The organism is Candidatus Thorarchaeota archaeon, from assembly GCA_021498125.1.
Taxonomy (GTDB): Archaea; Asgardarchaeota; Thorarchaeia; order Thorarchaeales; family Thorarchaeaceae; genus B65-G9.
In genome coordinates, this window is the sequence record JAIZWL010000008.1 from 17,699 (window position 1) to 35,409 (window position 17,711).

Consider the following 17,711-nt stretch of genomic DNA (forward strand, 5'->3'; position numbering starts at 1 on the left):
CAAAGGCTCTGGTGTCTCTCAGAGCCTACTCCTTCCTTTCTAATGCGTGGCTCCATAGTTCGTCTTTCATTCGTTTCCCTTCTCCACGCAGCAGATCGCTCACTAAATTCCTCATCGCCTTACTGATACCAAGGCTCTCGGGAATAGTACCTTGGTCTTGCAGGGTGCTAAGATCGACGGTGCCTTTTTCGATCCACTCTGCTAACGAGTGCATCTGTTTCACCTGCGGGTCTCGACGACCTATGGCGTATCTCCGGATGAAGATGATATCGAGAAGATCCGACAATACACGGTGATTGACCTCGTTCATCCATGGTGGTCTGTGCCGTATTGAGCGATCGCTCACTCCTTCTTGCTTGCAGATTCTGTGAGCTTCTACAAGTAGGTTGTTTGGTAAATGCTGGTGGATGGGATTGCCATAAGTATCGTTGTTTTTGTAAATTCGTTGGAGCATCTCGTGATATTGAGGGAAACGATGTTTGACCACTCTCATGAAATAGTCCTTCTGTCGGCCCGGTTTCAGGGTCAGGCCTGAGAACTGAATAAACTCTCCACCCGCCTTCTTGGTCTCCCTCACAAGACCTCTAATGTTCTCTTCACTTGTCCCAATACCGGGAATGATCGGCAGCGCCATGACACCTCCAAAGATCCCTGCTCGGCGAAGCTTTTTGAGTGCCACAAACCGTTCCCATGTTGCAGGGGACTTTGGCTCAAATACCCTCTTTATCTCCTCGTCGTGAAGTGTGATGGTGAAGCACACATTAGCAAAGGACATCTTGTGGATCTCCTTGAGAAGATCAAGATCACGAAGCACAAGAGTTGATTTTGTCAGGATGAACACAGGCAGCTCGAAATCAAGAAGCACCTCTAAAATGCGGCGAGTGATCCTGTACTTTTCTTCTGCTGGTTGATACGCATCTGAGACCCCGCCACTAATGCCAATGACTATTCCTCTTCTTGAACTCAACGTGGTGTCTGTATCCTCATCGTCTAGAAAAGGTAGCAGGCTCTCTGTTTCAAGACTGCTTCGTGAGGAAAAACCCATCTTCTTGAGCTCTCTCCTGAGAATTTCAGGTGCGTTGGCCTTGACTCGTACATGTGTCTGGAAATCATCAACATGATAGTGTTCGCTCATACCATCGCAATACACACAGGCAAACTCACAACCACGGTATGCGTTCAATGAGCAATTGGTATGGAACCAACTATCCGCATACGAGATTGATGACAACAGTGTCTTTGCCATGATCGGTGTATATTGCATAGTAACACGCACGTAGTTTTACAATTATTCTTGGACATGATTGGTACTTGCTCTATTTTATGGTATGGCTTTAGTGATCACAAAGAAAACAAATTATTATCAAGAATAATTTATAAACTATATTCTCCGATTTTTTTTAAAAAAAGATAGGAACCCATGTGAGGATTCACATGGGAGTGTGCTTCTATGTGTGTCCTTATTGCTCTTCAGTTGAGACCTTACTCTCTCCCATCTTTGGCTGGCGCACCTTGGTCAGGATGAGAAGTGCTATCACAAAGAAGACGAGGATCGTGAGCATGGCTGTCTTGTGGGCAATAACGCTGTCAGAGCCGCCCATGATCAGCAGGACCGAGCCATAGACAAAGGGGCCAAGAATGGCGGCAAACTTGCCCGTGAGCGCATAGAAGCCAAACATCTCACTCTTCTTTTCTTCGGGTATGAACTGCCCGTACATACTCCGTGCGGTGCTCTGGCTGGATCCCATGCCTACACCAGCCATCATTCCCACGGTCCACCATACCCATATCTCAGTTCCAAGATATGCCATCAGCAGGGCCGCAATCCAGATGAACAGTGTGCTCATCAATGTCTTCTTCGTACCTATCTTGTCTGCAATTACACCAAAGATGAATGCACCTGGAATAGCAGCAAGCTGGGTCACTGCAAAAAAGATGAGTATGTCAGTATTGCTAAAGCCATAGGCCTTCTCTGCGAAGAGCGAGGCGTAGTAGATCACCGTTGTGATAGCGTCGCTCAACAGGAAGAATGCTACAAGGAATAGTGGAAGACCCTGATATTTGTTGATCTCCTTGAGTGTGCGTTTGACCCGAACAAAACCGATCTTGTAGATGCTGATCCCCTCTTCTTCAGGATGAACTTTTGGTGGTCGATTCTTTAACCACATGATGCTGGGAATTGCAAAGAGCAGGAAGAACAGTGCACTGAACAGAAATGGAAGTGTAGGTTGCGTTGGGAATATGATAATGCTAGCGATTGCGATGATGATCGTCAGCATTGCGCCAACATAACCAGCAGCATAGCCATTTCCACCAATCTTTCCGATGTTCTCCTCTGTGCTTATCTCGGGAAGCCATGCATTGTAGAACGGCAGTGCTCCTTGGAATCCGATGTTGGCTACGACAAAGAGAATGAATGCCCAGACCCACATGTCGATTCCTAAGAATTGTGGAATGCTATCGTTCAAAAAGAAGAGAAGCGCATTGAATGTGATGCAGAGCCCCGTATAGAACGATAGGAACTTCTTCTTCGAGCCGGAAAAATCTGCAATAGCTCCGAGGACTGGAGCCGTGATTGCAATGATGATCATCGTTATCGATCCGGCGAACCCCCAATACGCATCTCCCAGATTAGGATTACCTGTGGCAGTTGTCACAAGAGCTGAGAAGAAACGCGGGAACAATGCCGTGACTATTAAGACCGTGAAACTCGTATTCGCAAAGTCAAACAAATACCATGCAAACCGTTCTTTTCGGTCGGTCGGAATGTTTTCAACCTGTTCCGTTGACATATTTACTCGACCTCATTGTCGGGAACAAGCTCTTTCCTATTGCTTGCATATTTATAACAGTTGTTGGTTGTCAAAAATGGAAATCCTTATGCCCCCCTCTAATGAAGCACTTGGTGGTGCAGGAATGAGACCGTCACTTGTTGTCTATGGGTCCTTGTTAGACTCGCTGGAATGCGAACCGTATGTCGATCGGAAACGTGACGATCTTGTATCACGCCTTGCTGGTAGGCCCCCTCTGTCAGAACATGCAGATCCATTTGATGCTCTTCTCTCAGCCTTGCAGAGCGGGTTGAAGTCTGTGGATGTGGCACCTGCTGGTAAGGTTTCAATTGATGACTGGTTGCGGCCCGTTCCCAAAGCGGATCCCATGAATCTCATGATGGTCTCCATGACGAGCTATCAGGCCTACAATGATTCAGGTGGACCTGAAGACTATACCAAGCAGACATACGATACTCTTCTTCGACCTGAGCGATTAGAAGCAGTGACTGAGACCAGTCTTGGATCCATCACAGAGCTTCCCGAACATGCCATTCCTCTCATGCTGGGTGTGGATCACTCGGTCTCGGGGGCACCTATTCAAGCACTGTCTGAGAGATACGGTTCTGAAGACCTGGTGCTTGTCGTTCTTGATTATCATGCAGATATTCGTCCTACGCATGTGAGTGTAGGTCTGTCCCAATGGGATGTTGAACGACGAGGTATGATCTGGTTAGAGGGCCCTCGGCCTGATCGCTATGAGGCTGGAAGTTTTCTCTACTATCTCTTTGAACGCAATATTGTACTACCTGAGAACACGATCCTCATCGGACCAGTAGCATACCCCACCAAACGACTTAGACTGGTCGAGGACCCGCGAGTTCAGGAGTACGTGGAATTATACGACTCATTAGTGGAACGAGGCCTGAAGATAATTCATCGCTCAAAGTTTAATGGTCCGTCTTGGAGGAAGGACTTGGCAAAGGTGCTTGGTGACGTGAACGGCTCGCATCTTTATCTCTCTCTTGATTCGGATGTGGGTGTTCTCAACGCGATCAATGCAACACGGCTCATTCATTTCGGTAGGCCAGAGATTCCTATGAAGGGTCTCGGTCTCAGCGAGCTGATAGAGATTGCACGTGAACTGTGTGACTGGGTGTCGAAAAATAATATTAAACTTGCAGGCATTGACGCCATGGAGATGGATGTCATGCTTATAGATCGAACCCTCTCTCCACAACTTGAGGATCAGACTTCTAACGTCCTTGTCGAGTTCTTGTCCGAATTGTTATCGGGTTTTCGATAAAAATCAGTCTAATAAATATATAGTTATATTTAGCACTAATAATAATTTTCGGACAGACTTATTATCTCTTTTTGCAACTGCAACTTATTAATTCAGGAGGCTCAGATATGGAGGTAAAAGAGATAGCCGAAACCATTGAAAGTCTCAACTTTGAAGAATTGGCTGAACGGCGTGGTGAACTTGTTAGTGCAATAAAAGGCCATGGCAAAGAAAAATCAAAACTGGCAGGAGTTCTTCTTGACCGATATATTTCATGGTTACAGAAGATCTTTGAGGAGGATGGACCTGCTTATCCTGCTTTTCGATTTCTCGAGCCGGACGCTTGCATTAGAGTGACCCTGCGGGAGCCAGAGTTGGGTGCAGATAAGACAGTGCTACTGAAAAAGACTGGAAGACAGTTCGTCATCAGTGAAGATGGAACGCCATTGGCTCAATGCTCGATGACACTTGGTTCTGTTGAATACATTGCCGAGGCGGATGACTACATTGAGGCAGGCGCAAATCTTCTCGAATGTCGGAGATATCCGACCGATGACAAGAGTCTCGTCTGGGAAACGATAGTGGATGCAATAGAGGTCTATGAGACCGGGTTGCTTCATTTCTATCGAAAACTGGGGATGTTTTAGGGAGGTTGAAGATTTGACTTTTGACAAACAAGCTATTGAACAGAAGATTTCAGATGCAATGCTCTTTGCATTGGCGGTCCATCATGATCGCCAGCGTCGAAAATTCCCTCTTGACAAGGTTGTAGAGGAGATACGACGCGAGATAGGCGATGAACTGGTCAGCACGAACGAAGCAGTACGCGCAGTACATTCGAAGAACATCATGGCAACAACATATCACTCGCTACCGGATCTGGTTGTGCAACCCACTTGTACGGAAGATGTACAGGCTGTGATCCGTATCGCAAACAAATACGGGGTACCTGTCACGGTGCAGGGTGGCGGAACCGGCTTCAGTATTACGATCGCTAATCTGGGTGGGATCCTACTGGACACGACCCGGATGAACCGAATCATTGAGATCAACAAGGATGCTGATTATGCGGTGGTGGAACCTGGAGTCACCTATCTCCAGTTCTGTAGCGAGCTAAAGAAACACGGATACAGCTTTCCGCATGGGACATTTCCCCCACAGACATGTGTGATCGCTAATCTGCTTGGGATCCATGGTCTTCATCGGCCGCACCTCTATCCATTCCTCATGCTCAGTGCTCAGGTTGTGCTTGGGGATGGACGGCTCCTTGTGATGGGGTCGGATACGATTCCGGACTGGACCCAGAACATTCTTGGATCCCCTGCCGGACCTAGCTATCTGGGCCTCTTTAGGCGCAGTGCGGGCACAATGGGAATTCTCACTCGTGCATCAGTCAGGATCTTTCCCGAGCTCGATGCCAAGAAGGTCGTGACCTACGGCTTCAACAAGTACGATGATTATGTTGACTTCGCCATGATGGCGGTGCGGAATTGGCTTGTCCAGGATATTATCGCCTTCCTCTGGAGTTGGCCTCTGGTCAAGAAACACAAGGCGAAATACACGGGCCGGATCGCAGAGGTCGGGTCAAAGACCAATCCTTTGAAGTCACCTCCTGAGGGGACCCCGTACAATTTCTGTTGTGTCCTGCTGGAAGGTATTGAAGAGGATGTTGCAAATCGTGAGGCCGTCCTTGATAAGATGGCAAAGGACCACGGTGGCTGGCGAATTCCCGATGAGGAGATCCAAGAGAAATGGCCTTGGTTCTGGGAGCACATCCAAGTGTGGTGGATCAAGGACATGCCGGTCTTCCTCGAACCGTATGTGAATGTGCAGGGGACCACGATTCCCTTCTATTCGATCATACAGGGACCGACCAGAGCGAAGCGTCTGGAGAAATATCTTGTCGATGCTCTTCAGGGTGTCGAGGACGAACATCCGCAATGGGCTGGAGCGAGCGGTTATCTCTCGTGGCCCTATGATAACGGGCGTCGCTGGTTCATTCGTTGCCTCTCATGGTTCGAGGACTACAGCGATGATCCTGAAGAGATGCTTGAGATCCGGCGCGAGGCAAGTCAGGAGATCAGTGCAGTGCATATGCCTCACATGATCGCGGAATACGGCTACCAAGGAACTGGCTGGCCTATCTCCATGGAACTTGCAGTTGTGGCTGCTGCTTTGGAACCTTCCAGTGCGATCACTTGGTTGAAGCTCAAGAAGGCGCTTGATCCTAATGATGTGTTGAACCCGTACATCACGTATGGTGTTCGTGAATATCTGCTCAAGAAGGGAGGACTGACTCCTGAAGAGCTTGAGATTGGAGGAGGAGTTAATTAGATGACGACCACGAATCATGATGACGAGTACCTTGAAGATCTGCCCTATGCTGATAGGTACAAGGTTCCGGAATTGGCAAAGACAATGAAACTCGCGTATGCCTTTACATACGGGTGTATGCATTGTGGCACCTGTGCGACTCATTACACCTATGACAGTCCGATTCTCCAAGCGTGTCCATCTTACTGGCATTACCGATACACTGCATACGCGGGTGGTGGTAAGATGACTCTCTTGCGTCTGCTCCATGAACAGGTAATTGATTGGACGCAGGACTTGGCTGACGTAGTGTACCGATGCACCACCTGTGGTAACTGTGCAGAGATCTGTAACAGTCTTGTCTGGAGTGGTGAGAAGTTCAATACGGTCCGCCTCATCGAACTGATGCGTGCCGAGTTGGCCGAGCGCGGATTTATTCCTAAGCCATTGGTTGACTTTGTGAATCGAATTGAGAAGGTCCACAATCCGTATGGCGAGGACCATTCGAAACGGTTCGCGTGGTTGCCCTCTGATGCTAAGGTCTCTGATACTGCTGAGACCGCCTACTTTGTGGGCTGCACGGCTGCCTATCGCCAACCGGAGATTGCAGAGGCAACGGCTAGAATTCTCACCAAGACTGGGACAGAGTTTCAGATATTGGGTGAAAATGAGTGGTGTTGCGGTTCTCCCGCCCTGCGTGTTGGGAAGCGTGAAGAATTCCGTCACGTTGCCGAGCATAATATCCAAGCGATAAAGGACGCCGGGATCAAGAGAGTTGTGACTTCCTGCGCGGGGTGCTTCCGGACTCTGAAAAAGGACTATCCCGAGTTCTTCGGGGAACTGCCCTTTGAAGTCATACACATCACCGAGTTCTTAGCCGAGAAGGTCAAAGACAAGTCGTTGAAGATGAAGAAGAAAGTGGATCTGAAAGTCACGTATCACGATCCCTGTCATCTTGGCCGACATGCAAAGGTCTACGAGCCGCCTCGTGAGGTCTTGGCTGCAATTCCTGGTGTTGAAGTCATTGAGATGGAACGTAATCGTGCGTCCGCATGGTGTTGTGGCGCTGGTGGTGGCGTGAAGGCCGCATTCCCAGACTTTGCACAGTGGAGCGCGGAAGAACGGATCATCGAGGCAGAGGGCACTGGTGCAAGTGCAATTGTTTCGGCATGTCCATTCTGTGCTCACAACTTCGATGATACCATGGACAAGACCGACCACGATATGGATGTATTTGACATTGTCCAGCTGGTGGATCAAGCCCTTGAGTGAGCCCCGGAGTTGATATCTCTTGAGCGAGAAAAACCGATACGGCTACGTGGTGGTCAGTATTATCGTACTTGCATCGGTCAGCGTCGGCGGTATCTGGTCGAGTTGTGCGGTCTTTGCCACTCGCATGATGTCCGAGATGTCTTTCAACTATATCATGTTTGGAGGACTGATCTCGGTCATGCTTCTTCCACTGGCAGGCTTCACTCGATTGATCAAGGAGCCGCTGAAGGAGCGAGGTGCAAAGTTTGGTCTGAGTGTGGGTATTGGTCTAATCGGTGTCTTTGGCACCCTTCAGGCTTTCTGCCCCGACTATTGGACCATGCTGATTGCCCGATTTCTCGTGGCTACTGGTTTCGGAATTATCTTCCTCTTCAATAACCTGATAGTCATGAGTTTCTTTGGAATGTCGAATAACAGCAATGTGGCCGGAACGTTATCTGTGATGACGGGGCTTGTCTGGGGCGCATTCTCCGCAAGCTACTATTCCGGGCTCTTGTACTTCGCGGTTGGTGCGCGCTGGCGTTTGGCACGTGCATTCTGGGGAGTCATCGGTATCGTTGCTGCCATACTGTGGGTAGTTCTGGGGAAGGAGTCCCCGTTAGACTAATTGGAGGTTCTAAAGATGAGTGAAGAAATAAGCGTCTTTAGGCTCCGAGAGACCTACCTGATGGGAACGATCCTTGGAGTGTTCTTTGCATACATCACAACTGTGAGCTGGTTGCCAACGTACAAGGCGATCGAGGCCGGAATCGACCCCGTGTCACCTCCCACGATCATGTATATGATCGGAGCAATCGACCTTGTATCAGTGTCCTTGGGCTTTGTCATTGGATACTATCTGGCGCGACGATTGAAAAAGCGTCGTCCTCTGATGATCGCTGGTGGCTTCTTAGCGGCATTGACCAGCCTGTTGGGCTTCTTACCAGTCCTGCAAGCGAATAAGATGGTTTCGGGTCTGCTTATGATCTCGACGATATTCTTTGTCTGTCTCTGCCTCTGTCCATGGACCTTCATCCTTGGCGAGTTGGCTCCGCCTCATCGTATCGCATCACAGATGCATGCAACATTGCTCGTATCTGCTGTATACGGTGTGATCACCCCAATAATACAAGGGATCCTGTTTTTCATTGACCCCTCGTTGTTTTACTGGGGTTGGCTCGGAGCATCGTTCATGTTGCTCTTTATGGGCATATGTTCGATCTTCGTACCTGAGACCACTAGCGGGTCTTAACCTGTTTCTCAGACTCTTCTGCGGCTGGGGCCTCTGTGGTCTCAGCTGCTTCTTCTTCTTTTTCATCGTCTGATATATCATCAAGGATGACCCATTTGCTGACAATCTTTGACCACTTGATATGATCCATCATTGGTCCTTCGATTTTGAAGGTTCCTTTTGAGAGTTCCTTCGGAGCAAAGTATTCCCCAGTGTAGACGCCCTTGATTACTTCCCAGGGCCCTTCAACAACCATCTGAGGATTTTCAATGTTCCCCTTGTGAACAGCGATCTGCTGGTCTTCAACGATGATATACCAATCTCCTGCATCGGTGATGTGATATTGGATGGTCCTGTTCCATTTCTTGGCCTTCTTAGGTCTGAATAGTTTTGGAAGGGCCTTCTCAAAGAAAGTTTCTGGACTTGTATCCGCCATAGGGTTCCGCTCTCTTGCATTACTTGCATGGGTTTTTTTTTTTTGGCGCAGATTGCGTCTGTTACATCATACACGACTTACTGATAAAAATACACTGGTCACTTGGATAGATGCGGCACAACAAACTCGTCAAACTCCTGTTTGAACTCCTCAAAGACATCTGCTATTTCTGGTAGGAACTCGACCTTCATTGTTGCCTCTTTATAGAATGAGTGGGCACTTTTCTCAGCCTCTTGTAGCAATGAGATTAGATGAGTGGTGCCCTTCTCTTCTATGGTTTCGCTGATCTCATACTGATCGCTGGAGAGTCCAACAATCGGTTCGAGAATCATCTCGGTAGTATTCTCTCGTTGCAGACGTTTGAGTCGATCTACTCTTCGTACGTGAAAGGTTCTTAGTTCTTTGAATATGGTCTTCTCCTTTTCCGTCGTCACTTGATAATGAATTTGCTCTACTATCTTCTGAAGTGTGCTCTCGAACCGAATTGCGAATTTCAAGACAGAGCCAATGGTTCCGAGTTTCATAGGTTAACACTCCTAAAACCATCTGGTGATGACTACCTTGTTCTCAGTGAAGAACATGACCCCATCCTTGCCTTGTCCGTGAAGATCTCCTATAAATGAGTCCTTCATTCCCGAGAAGGGAAATGCGGCTATTGGTGCTGCGATCCCCACATTAATCCCAATATTTCCCGCAAAGACACGGTACTGGTAGTCTCGAGCTGCTTTTCCACTTGATGTGAAGATCGATGAAGCATTGCCGTATCTGCTCGAGTTCACGATATCGATGGCCTCATCAAGATTATCGACATGGATGATCGACATGACCGGACCAAAGATCTCCTCGCGTGCTATTGTCATCTCTGGTGTGACCTCGGTAAATATTGTTGGTCCTATGAAGTAGCCTTCTGGATATTCGTTGATCTTCAGTCCTCGTCCGTCAAGGAGCAAGTTTGCCCCTTCCTTGATTCCAAGATCAATGTAGTGTAGTACTCGTTCGAGGCCTGACTTCGAGGCCATGGGTCCCATCTGAACCCCTTCCGTGAGACCATACCCGATTACCATCTCCTTTGCAGCCTCTACTATTCTCTCGACAAGTGGTTCATACACATCACCGACGGCAACTAACACTGCTCCACTCAGGCACCGTTGCCCAGTACAACCAAAGAATGAAGTCATAAGTGCGGGTACTGTTCTATCAAGGTCTGCGTCGGGCATGACTGTGATGTAGTTCTTTGCGCCGCCTTGAATCTGAGCCCGTTTTCCACACTCTCCTGCTTTTTTGTAGAGTAATTTGCCAACTCGGGATGATCCAACAAATGAGATGCCAACAGTGTCTGGGCTCTCGATTAGTGTGTTTACGACATCAGCCCCTCCGTGAATCATATTGATGACTCCTTTTGGGAGCCCGACCTCATGGAGCAACTCGAACTGTCGTACTTGGCTCAGAGGTACCTGTGGTGATGGTTTGACGATGTAGGTGTTGCCTGTCGCAATTGCATAGGGCCAAAACCATGCTGGTACCATTGCAGGAAAATTGAATGGAGCCACGCAGAAGAACACACCTAGTGGCTGCCTGATCACCATCTCATCAATGCCCCGTGCGATATCCTCTGAATTATAGCCCATCTGTAGTGTCATGATTCCCGCTGCACATTCGACGTTCTCTATTGTCCTGCGATATTCTCCTCTAGCCTCATCAATGCATTTGCCCTGTTCTTTGACTATGATCTCGGACAGCTCATCAAAGTGATCTTCAAGCAAGTCTCGGAATCGATAGAGATACCTCACTCTGGTGAGCGGTGGAGTTGCTCTCCATCTAGGGAATGCCTTTTTGGCAGTCTCAATGGCAGCAGTGGTTTCCTCCACTGTTGACATGGGGGTCTCAGCGATGATCTCTCCAGTTGCTGGATTGATGACTTTCTGTGTTTCTGTGGCCTTGGAATCCATCCACTGGCCATTAATGTAGTTCTTGACTCTCTCCCGACTCATTTCAAACACATCATTGATAGCAATCACACATTCATTTATCTTTACGGACTGTTCTTGGCTCGTTATGGGGCTTGAACATGACTGGCAATTCGGGTGGATTACGTTTTTATACCGCTCCTGTGAATTGCTTACACAGGCTCATGGCGATAAATCAGCACGTTAATGAAGGGGACACAAGCGTATGACCACACGAACATTGAACACAGTACCCTGTCCTGTGTGCAAGGGAAAAGTCGAAGGGATAACAGTGGAAGAAGAGACCATTCTCAACGCTACACGTGTTCCGGTTATGGTTCTCGGAAAGTGTGAGAATGGTCATGCCGTGGTCCTCTTTGTTGATCGTAATTTCACAATTCGTGATACAGAAGCTGCAGTCAGTGCCGACTCTGATAGCGACAGTGAAGAGAGTTCCGTCGACAAAGCAATTGATTGGATGGACTCATTCTAGAGGTGGAACTTGTGGTACTTGGAATATACATTGTTTCAGATGCTGGAGAAACAATAGCAACAATCAAGCTTGAAAAGTTTGATGTCAATGATGCGCTCTTTGGTGGGATAGTTCCCGCACTTGATATGTTCTCCTCAAGTGTGAGTGGGCAAAAAATCAAGACGATTCAGATGGACACCTACAAGGTCGTTGTTCATCGACATGACACATACTACTTGGTCACTGTTCATTCAAGCGATGACGGATCCGCACTCAAAAATGCAGAACAGCTTTCGAAGTTATTTGCTGATATGATTGGATCTGGAGTAACTGATACTCTGATTCAGAAGCTTAAAGACTCAGCTGAGTCTATGGGACCGGGGATGAAAAAAGCTGAAAAATGGGCCAAGAAAATTCTGAGTTTATGAGGGGATAATTATGAGTTACACATCAGGTGAAGCATCCGAATTCTGGATGGGTATAATGGAACTTATTGCTGCTGTTATTATGTACGTCTACACAAAACAGAAAATTAAGGATCTTCCACCGGAAGAGCAGAGTACTGGAAAGCCGCTCTTTCTTACTGGAGGCGGAATATTTCTTCTGGGTATTGCCTCATTGATGACATTTGGTGGCGCATATGCACGAGAAGTCTATGGTGTGGCCGATCCTCTGCAGCTCTGGATTTTCACGGTCTTGTTCTACGTCTTTCTATCGCTTGGCGCATTCACTATGTCATATGCATCATCTATGATCCTCGAAAAAATGAAGTCTATTTACATCTTGATCCCATTATTGTTGATTGAACTTGTTGTGTTGATTATCGGTCCATCCATAGGTTTGAGTTTCGCGGTGACAGAATTTGTTGCCAGCTATCCCGCACGTATTCTATTCATCATACCTTTAGTGATGTGGATGTATATCGCCAAACAGACAAAGACTGCTACTAGCATCTCAATCGCATATCTCTCATTAATGGTTCCAACCTTCACGATGTTCTTCTATGTGCCTGAAGGCCTCCCCATCATGATTGTGATCTTCTTACGTCTGTTCGGGCCTCCATTTGCGAGCATTGCATTCTATAGCTCTCAGCGAAAAGTGACTGGAGAATTAATTCTCTATGCTGCATCATACGCCTTTACTGGTCTCTGGATGACCTTCATGATCACAATGGGTATCACTGGGATTGACCAGGTTCTTCGAGTAGTTGCAATTGGCCTTGTTGGCTTTGTCAGCTTTGGAACGGGTGCTTATACTTATGCTCGTTGGCGAGAGAGTAAAGCATCTGCAACTCTGACTCTCTCTCTCTTCTTCAATATCTCGGCTCTCGGGTTCATTATGATTGCAATGCGGGACCTGAACGTGATGACAGATCCCTTTTACCTTTATGCTCCTGTCACCCTTGGAGTCATTGGCACCATGTTCATGAGCTTGAGTGTCTTTATTGCACTTGATTGGAAACGAACAATGCTTCTACCTGCACTTATTGCCATTCCGGCAGTCATCTTTCTCATCAGCTGGTATCCGCAGGATGTCCACACTATCGCTATGTATCGCCCCATGTTGATGGTCGTCAATTCTATTAACCTGATGGTGCCGATTGTTCTGTACTTCTACCTTTGGTTACGTATGAAACGAGCAAATCGGCCTAACCGATTGCGCCCATTGTCATTATCGATCGCTCTCATACTCATAACCATAGCAAATACTGGTGGTCGGGTGAGCCAGCTGCCATTCTGCTATATCGAACTGATAGGAATGTTGCTGGCATGGGTAGGTCTCACAGGTCGCCTTGATAGATGGCTATCAAAAGGGGGAGTGCAATGATAGATGATGCGATCTAAAGTCTTCAAGGTCGTATTGATCGGGGAAGGTGGTGTCGGCAAGACTAGCATCGTGATCAAGTACACGGAGGATCGGTTTGATGAGAGCATGAAGATGACCATTGGTGTCAACTTTGCCACAAAACAGATTGACCTTGAGGGTCGCGGGGTCACGCTCATGTTATGGGACTTGGGCGGGCAACCCCGTTTCCGTGAAGTCGTGACCGACTATTTCAAGGGATCAAAGTTTGCCATTGCGGTATATGATGCCACCCGCAACTATACTCTGGAACGACTGGTGGACTGGATCGATCGCGTCAAGAGCGTAGCGCCTGAGAGTGAACTATTGATTGTTGGGAATAAAATAGATGAGCGCGAGCCCGGTTCAGGAGTATCTCTTGACGAAGGGCAGGCCTTCGCTGATCGGTATGGAACTTCTTGTATGGAGGTTTCTGCGAAGACTGGTGCGGGCATACATGAGATGTTCAATCATGTTGCCCAAAGGCTCAGCGAAAAATATCTCAAATGATTCAGCAACGCTCGCTTCTGCTGTGTTCGATTTTGATCTATGTGAGAAGCATATCCGCTTCATCTATTCCAAACTTGGGGGCTATGTTTTTGACAAAGGTCAATGTACCAAGTACAACCGCGGTCAACTCTGAATGGAAATTCTCAAGATTGGAGCTACGCGGAATATCGTTCTCGGAATAGATGATGCAACTCTCGTCCATGCTGAATGTCACATCGTCCAACATATAATTCTGGATCAGCAATGCCTTGAGTATATCGAGCTTCTTTTCTTCAGGTACCTTGTCGAGTGCCATGACCTGTACCTTGACCTTGATCCAATCCGGCTTGTGGGGGATGATCGAGATTGGCACATTCTTGCCCTCGATATTGTACTCTGTCTTGAACGTGAGTGTGTTCTCATCGTAGGTGAAGGGGAGCTGCATGAGTTTTAGCCATGAATGTATCTGTTCGATTTCCATTGGTGTCACTATTTGACTACTATTGTAACACCTTTTAATGAATTTTAGTCTGTCCTCACTTGTTATTCCAAGTTTTTCCATTAGATTTATGTTGTATGTTGTTCGTGGCGAGGTCTGCATCACGTATAGTGGAGGCATACATGACTTGGATAAGGCTGAACTGTTCGAGTTCTGTAGAGAATGGCTGGACGCATGGACTGGAAATCAACCTGAGACCCTGCTCAATTTTTACACCGACGATGCAGTATATATCGACCCTGCGAATAGGGACGGTCTCAAGGGCAAAGATGCGATTCGTGAATATTTTGTCAAGCTTCTTGATGTGTATCGTGATTGGGTCTGGCGACCGATCGAAGTCTTTCCTACTGAGCGTGGCATGGTCATAAAATGGGCGTGCACAATCCCAATCGGTACAAGGATCATCGACGAGACTGGAATGGACCTCATCGAGCTTAAGGATGGTAAGATTTCACGTAATGAGGTCTACTTCGATCGTACACGACTGGTCGAGGCGCTCAACGAGTATCGTGGGCATCTGCACATCCTTCACTGAACGACGTTCTTCCTTATCCAATCAATGATTGCGCGATTCATCTCAGCGGGGCGCTCAAGCATGACACTGTGTCCTGCATCTTTGATAACAACGAACTCAGAATGTGGTATGTGTTCGTGGAGGTAGGCAGCGTACTTGACGGGGGTCATCATGTCATCTTCTCCCACAATAATGAGTGTTGGTACTTTGATCTCCGCCAATCGTTTCATGACATCAAATCTATTACATGCGTCAAAATCCCGGTGGATGATCTCTACAGGGCATTTACGGACCTCCTGTTGTGACGCCTCTATAAGCTGTTTGGATGTGGATCCTGCAAACATGTACTGCCCTACTGCATTGACATACCCCTCAAAATCATTGTCCAGCAGATCGAAGATGAAGTCTGCGACTCTCAACCGAGCTCCCGTGCCAACAAGAATGAGACCTGCCATCTTATCCGGATTTTCAAGAGCATAGAGAAGAGATAGTGCCCCACCCATCGAATGACCCATGAGTACTGGGCGATCCGACTCTTCTACGACGGTATCGATGTCGTTGAGGTATGATCGAAAGATATCTTTTTCATTTCTGTCCGGAGTCGCTCCATGGCCATTCAAGTCCAATGCCTTTACGTGGACTTCCCTTCCGAGACCTCGGAGCTGCATAAACCACGTTACTGAGGAACCACCTGCACCATGAACCATGACTATTGTTGGATGCTTTCCCTTTCCGGATTCTTCATAGTGAACGGTCATTTCGTGTTCACACTCTCCAGTTCTATAAATAGGCATCGTGCCAGTCGGTTCATAGTCGGTTGTGGTCTATGCTTTGTATCGGTTTGTACGATCTGGCTGTAATAATACAATCCCCGTTTTCCATTTTGACACTTACCGTTGCATATAAGCTAAACTTAAATCCATATTACCCCGCAACAACCCCGCCTTGAAATCGATACATAATCGCACATCTCTTGTGCTAAGTCTACTTGGAGGACTTCTCCTCATTGCATCAGGCGTCAGTGGTGCCATCGGTATAGTGGGCGACATTCTTGACAACATAGATTTCATCTTCGGCCCCGATGCCGCTGTCACTTTTGAGATCATTGTTGGCATCCTTGCGGCTCTTACTATCATGTGTGGTGTAGGCATCATCATTGGTGGTATTGTGATGACGACCACCCGAGTCGAACTCGGACGGAATATTGTTCTTGTGGCGGTCGGGACTGGTGTGCTAGGACTCTTTCTCAGTCTGGTGCAGGCCGTACTGGTCGGTCAGCTCTATATGTCTTGGTCAGTACAGGTCGCTCAATCTGTGGGGTGGGTCGGTGCGATTCTTGCTGTTGAGGCGAGAATTATTGCCGAACAGAGAGCAGTATCAGCTTAGGTAGAACGAGGCTATTATTATGGACCCTAAACAAATCAACAGCACCCTCCGTGTCCTCCTGCTTCTTATCTGGATTATTCTCTGGGTGTTGTACTGGCTCACCGGTAGAACGCTTCTCGGCGGTGTCCTTCTGCTGACGATTGGAGTGATTGTGAGCATAGTCTTGATTCTGGCAAGTAACGAGTTATGGAAGCGTCAGACATTTGATCTGGTCGCTCGGTGATCACACGTCAAAGATCGAGACCGAGCGTTCAAGATTTTTGGCGGCTTGGATACATTCTCTCAATATCCCTGTCTTGTCCACGTCCATGGGCGCAAAGGCAGATACGAACCACACTCCTTTGTCAGTCCCGGCAATGAGCGTGACTGCTCCATCTGGGTTGATGGCCACAAATCCGTTCTTCTCTGTCAGTGCTGAGATGAAGTTTATGCCCTTGACCTGAAACGTCTGATTTTGGCGTTTCCATGCCTCCATGATCGTAGCAGTATCTCCGGGTGCTAAATTCATGTTTTCAGTTGTGTACACAACTCGCCCTTCATAGTCGAAGACACAGGCTCCGATGATGTTCTCATAATTGCTCATTGCTATGTCTATAGTCCTCTTGATGCGCATCATCACGTGATCCCTAATGTTATTGAGACTAATGCGCTGAAATAGATATGTTGGACGGATAAGCTCTCAATGTTTGGTGATTCTGATTGCTTTTGTCAGGAGGAGCAGGCGGCTATGGAGTTCATCACTGCTCACCCATGTAGAAAATCTGCCGTTATTGGTGTGCATCCCATGTCGCAGAGCAATCTCCTCTAACCGTTTGTCCTCGATTGGTGAAGACTCCAAGTTGTATACAAACCACTCACCAGAACCATTACGTGTTCTGCAGCGGATACTAATCTCAGTCCCGTTTTCAAGACTAATTCTAAATCTTCGTCCTATCATCTGCCGGATGTTGATATCTTCACCAAGGATACCTTGGATTACCGCCTGAGTGTAGACGGTAGCAGGGTTGGGTAGATATGCCCATGTCCAGAACGCATAAAAGAATATCATGATGGACACTGCAAGAAAGAGACCTACTGTATTGAATGAGGCCACGGTCTCAAAACCTGCGACCCACCCCGTTGGGACGGGTATATCCGGTGCTGGCCCGATCCAAATAATGGGTGCGTTATATAATATATATAGAGTCGCTGTGAAGGCTACCAGTATGGTTGCGAGGGCGATCTTCTGCCGATCGTGATACAGTGCCTGTGCCTGTTTCAAGAGGGGGTCCATTAA

The 17,711-nt window shown here is 47.7% G+C and carries 22 protein-coding genes; 13 read left to right on the forward strand and 9 right to left on the reverse strand.

Annotation, left to right across the window (positions count from 1 at the left end; all coding sequences use genetic code 11):
* Nucleotides 1–25 precede the first annotated feature (25 nt).
* Together K9W43_12830 and K9W43_12835 are read right to left on the reverse strand one after the other, a co-directional pair.
* Nucleotides 26–1,264, reverse strand: coding sequence for a hypothetical protein (locus K9W43_12830; protein ID MCF2138108.1), 1,239 nt, complete (start codon nucleotides 1,262–1,264; stop codon nucleotides 26–28).
* Nucleotides 1,265–1,460: 196 nt separating this feature from the next.
* The gene (locus K9W43_12835; protein ID MCF2138109.1) at nucleotides 1,461–2,792 is read right to left on the reverse strand and encodes an MFS transporter; all 1,332 of its coding nucleotides are present in this window, start codon (nucleotides 2,790–2,792) and stop codon (nucleotides 1,461–1,463) included.
* A 76-nt stretch (nucleotides 2,793–2,868) separates the two neighbouring features.
* Between K9W43_12835 and K9W43_12840 the strand changes: the two genes are divergently transcribed.
* The 6 genes from K9W43_12840 to K9W43_12865 all read left to right on the forward strand — a co-directional run bounded on the left by K9W43_12840 (nucleotide 2,869) and on the right by K9W43_12865 (nucleotide 8,872).
* Nucleotides 2,869–4,077, forward strand: coding sequence for an arginase family protein (locus K9W43_12840; GenBank protein ID MCF2138110.1), 1,209 nt, complete (start codon nucleotides 2,869–2,871; stop codon nucleotides 4,075–4,077).
* A gap of 107 nt (nucleotides 4,078–4,184) precedes the next feature.
* Nucleotides 4,185–4,703, forward strand: coding sequence for a hypothetical protein (locus K9W43_12845; protein MCF2138111.1), 519 nt, complete (start codon nucleotides 4,185–4,187; stop codon nucleotides 4,701–4,703).
* Between the two features lie 13 nt (nucleotides 4,704–4,716).
* Complete coding sequence (locus tag K9W43_12850) at nucleotides 4,717–6,390, forward strand: FAD-binding oxidoreductase (GenBank protein ID MCF2138112.1); 1,674 nt, start codon at nucleotides 4,717–4,719, stop codon at nucleotides 6,388–6,390.
* Complete coding sequence (locus K9W43_12855; protein ID MCF2138113.1) at nucleotides 6,391–7,641, forward strand: (Fe-S)-binding protein; 1,251 nt, start codon at nucleotides 6,391–6,393, stop codon at nucleotides 7,639–7,641.
* Between the two features lie 19 nt (nucleotides 7,642–7,660).
* Complete coding sequence (locus tag K9W43_12860; GenBank protein MCF2138114.1) at nucleotides 7,661–8,248, forward strand: hypothetical protein; 588 nt, start codon at nucleotides 7,661–7,663, stop codon at nucleotides 8,246–8,248.
* A 15-nt stretch (nucleotides 8,249–8,263) separates the two neighbouring features.
* Complete coding sequence (locus K9W43_12865; GenBank protein MCF2138115.1) at nucleotides 8,264–8,872, forward strand: MFS transporter; 609 nt, start codon at nucleotides 8,264–8,266, stop codon at nucleotides 8,870–8,872.
* On the opposite strand, the gene K9W43_12870 is transcribed toward K9W43_12865, so the two are convergent.
* The 3 genes from K9W43_12870 to K9W43_12880 form a co-directional block, all read right to left on the reverse strand.
* Nucleotides 8,859–9,287 carry an SCP2 sterol-binding domain-containing protein gene (locus tag K9W43_12870; GenBank protein ID MCF2138116.1) on the reverse strand — a complete coding sequence of 143 codons (429 nt, stop codon included), beginning with the start codon at nucleotides 9,285–9,287 and terminating at the stop codon, nucleotides 8,859–8,861. The two genes, K9W43_12865 and K9W43_12870, sit on opposite strands and share 14 nt — an antisense overlap.
* A 98-nt stretch (nucleotides 9,288–9,385) precedes the next feature.
* Entirely contained in the window at nucleotides 9,386–9,811 is a 426-nt protein-coding gene (locus K9W43_12875) for a hypothetical protein (GenBank protein MCF2138117.1), read from the reverse strand.
* A gap of 12 nt (nucleotides 9,812–9,823) precedes the next feature.
* Nucleotides 9,824–11,278 (reverse strand): CoA-acylating methylmalonate-semialdehyde dehydrogenase, encoded by a 1,455-nt coding sequence (locus tag K9W43_12880; GenBank protein ID MCF2138118.1) that lies wholly within the window; start codon nucleotides 11,276–11,278, stop codon nucleotides 9,824–9,826.
* 181 nt (nucleotides 11,279–11,459) lie between these two features.
* On the opposite strand from K9W43_12880, the gene K9W43_12885 reads away from it, so the two are divergent.
* From K9W43_12885 to K9W43_12900, 4 genes are read left to right on the forward strand one after another with little or no spacing between them, the layout of a single operon-like run.
* Complete coding sequence (locus tag K9W43_12885) at nucleotides 11,460–11,726, forward strand: hypothetical protein (protein MCF2138119.1); 267 nt, start codon at nucleotides 11,460–11,462, stop codon at nucleotides 11,724–11,726.
* Nucleotides 11,708–12,133, forward strand: coding sequence for a hypothetical protein (locus tag K9W43_12890; protein MCF2138120.1), 426 nt, complete (start codon nucleotides 11,708–11,710; stop codon nucleotides 12,131–12,133). The genes K9W43_12885 and K9W43_12890 overlap by 19 nt, the downstream gene beginning before the upstream one ends.
* 10 nt (nucleotides 12,134–12,143) lie before the next feature.
* On the forward strand, nucleotides 12,144–13,532 hold the full coding sequence (locus K9W43_12895; protein ID MCF2138121.1) for a hypothetical protein: 1,389 nt from the start codon (nucleotides 12,144–12,146) through the stop codon (nucleotides 13,530–13,532).
* A gap of 3 nt (nucleotides 13,533–13,535) precedes the next feature.
* On the forward strand, nucleotides 13,536–14,057 hold the full coding sequence (locus K9W43_12900) for a GTP-binding protein (protein MCF2138122.1): 522 nt from the start codon (nucleotides 13,536–13,538) through the stop codon (nucleotides 14,055–14,057).
* Between the two features lie 37 nt (nucleotides 14,058–14,094).
* Here K9W43_12900 and K9W43_12905 read toward each other — a convergent pair whose 3' ends face one another.
* Entirely contained in the window at nucleotides 14,095–14,517 is a 423-nt protein-coding gene (locus tag K9W43_12905; GenBank protein MCF2138123.1) for a hypothetical protein, read from the reverse strand.
* Nucleotides 14,518–14,554: 37 nt separating this feature from the next.
* Here K9W43_12905 and K9W43_12910 point away from each other — a divergent pair, with 37 nt between their 5' ends.
* Nucleotides 14,555–15,070 carry a nuclear transport factor 2 family protein gene (locus K9W43_12910; GenBank protein ID MCF2138124.1) on the forward strand — a complete coding sequence of 172 codons (516 nt, stop codon included), beginning with the start codon at nucleotides 14,555–14,557 and terminating at the stop codon, nucleotides 15,068–15,070.
* Here K9W43_12910 and K9W43_12915 read toward each other — a convergent pair.
* Nucleotides 15,064–15,807, reverse strand: a complete 744-nt coding sequence (locus K9W43_12915; protein MCF2138125.1) for an alpha/beta hydrolase — start codon at nucleotides 15,805–15,807, stop codon at nucleotides 15,064–15,066. The two genes, K9W43_12910 and K9W43_12915, sit on opposite strands and share 7 nt — an antisense overlap.
* 187 nt (nucleotides 15,808–15,994) lie before the next feature.
* Between K9W43_12915 and K9W43_12920 the strand changes: the two genes are divergently transcribed.
* Both K9W43_12920 and K9W43_12925 read left to right on the forward strand, forming a co-directional pair.
* Complete coding sequence (locus K9W43_12920; protein MCF2138126.1) at nucleotides 15,995–16,435, forward strand: hypothetical protein; 441 nt, start codon at nucleotides 15,995–15,997, stop codon at nucleotides 16,433–16,435.
* A 19-nt stretch (nucleotides 16,436–16,454) separates the two neighbouring features.
* Nucleotides 16,455–16,658 carry a hypothetical protein gene (locus tag K9W43_12925; protein ID MCF2138127.1) on the forward strand — a complete coding sequence of 68 codons (204 nt, stop codon included), beginning with the start codon at nucleotides 16,455–16,457 and terminating at the stop codon, nucleotides 16,656–16,658.
* Here K9W43_12925 and K9W43_12930 read toward each other — a convergent pair whose 3' ends face one another.
* Together K9W43_12930 and K9W43_12935 are read right to left on the reverse strand one after the other, a co-directional pair.
* Nucleotides 16,659–17,051 carry a hypothetical protein gene (locus K9W43_12930; protein ID MCF2138128.1) on the reverse strand — a complete coding sequence of 131 codons (393 nt, stop codon included), beginning with the start codon at nucleotides 17,049–17,051 and terminating at the stop codon, nucleotides 16,659–16,661.
* A 63-nt stretch (nucleotides 17,052–17,114) separates the two neighbouring features.
* Nucleotides 17,115–17,708 (reverse strand): hypothetical protein, encoded by a 594-nt coding sequence (locus tag K9W43_12935; protein ID MCF2138129.1) that lies wholly within the window; start codon nucleotides 17,706–17,708, stop codon nucleotides 17,115–17,117.
* Nucleotides 17,709–17,711 lie beyond the last annotated feature (3 nt).

Coding starts and splice junctions, on each gene's coding strand:
- K9W43_12915 (MCF2138125.1), bottom strand. CDS start 15,807: ATGACCGTTCACTATGAAGAATCCGGAAAGGGAAAGCATCCAACAATA.
- K9W43_12870 (MCF2138116.1), bottom strand. CDS start 9,287: ATGGCGGATACAAGTCCAGAAACTTTCTTTGAGAAGGCCCTTCCAAAA.
- K9W43_12925 (MCF2138127.1), top strand. CDS start 16,455: ATGGACCCTAAACAAATCAACAGCACCCTCCGTGTCCTCCTGCTTCTT.
- K9W43_12830 (MCF2138108.1), bottom strand. CDS start 1,264: ATGCAATATACACCGATCATGGCAAAGACACTGTTGTCATCAATCTCG.
- K9W43_12845 (MCF2138111.1), top strand. CDS start 4,185: ATGGAGGTAAAAGAGATAGCCGAAACCATTGAAAGTCTCAACTTTGAA.
- K9W43_12835 (MCF2138109.1), bottom strand. CDS start 2,792: ATGTCAACGGAACAGGTTGAAAACATTCCGACCGACCGAAAAGAACGG.
- K9W43_12900 (MCF2138122.1), top strand. CDS start 13,536: ATGATGCGATCTAAAGTCTTCAAGGTCGTATTGATCGGGGAAGGTGGT.
- K9W43_12910 (MCF2138124.1), top strand. CDS start 14,555: ATGAATTTTAGTCTGTCCTCACTTGTTATTCCAAGTTTTTCCATTAGA.
- K9W43_12930 (MCF2138128.1), bottom strand. CDS start 17,051: ATGATGCGCATCAAGAGGACTATAGACATAGCAATGAGCAATTATGAG.
- K9W43_12855 (MCF2138113.1), top strand. CDS start 6,391: ATGACGACCACGAATCATGATGACGAGTACCTTGAAGATCTGCCCTAT.
- K9W43_12935 (MCF2138129.1), bottom strand. CDS start 17,708: ATGGACCCCCTCTTGAAACAGGCACAGGCACTGTATCACGATCGGCAG.
- K9W43_12895 (MCF2138121.1), top strand. CDS start 12,144: ATGAGTTACACATCAGGTGAAGCATCCGAATTCTGGATGGGTATAATG.
- K9W43_12880 (MCF2138118.1), bottom strand. CDS start 11,278: ATGAGTCGGGAGAGAGTCAAGAACTACATTAATGGCCAGTGGATGGAT.
- K9W43_12905 (MCF2138123.1), bottom strand. CDS start 14,517: ATGGAAATCGAACAGATACATTCATGGCTAAAACTCATGCAGCTCCCC.
- K9W43_12865 (MCF2138115.1), top strand. CDS start 8,264: ATGAGTGAAGAAATAAGCGTCTTTAGGCTCCGAGAGACCTACCTGATG.
- K9W43_12885 (MCF2138119.1), top strand. CDS start 11,460: ATGACCACACGAACATTGAACACAGTACCCTGTCCTGTGTGCAAGGGA.
- K9W43_12875 (MCF2138117.1), bottom strand. CDS start 9,811: ATGAAACTCGGAACCATTGGCTCTGTCTTGAAATTCGCAATTCGGTTC.
- K9W43_12840 (MCF2138110.1), top strand. CDS start 2,869: ATGGAAATCCTTATGCCCCCCTCTAATGAAGCACTTGGTGGTGCAGGA.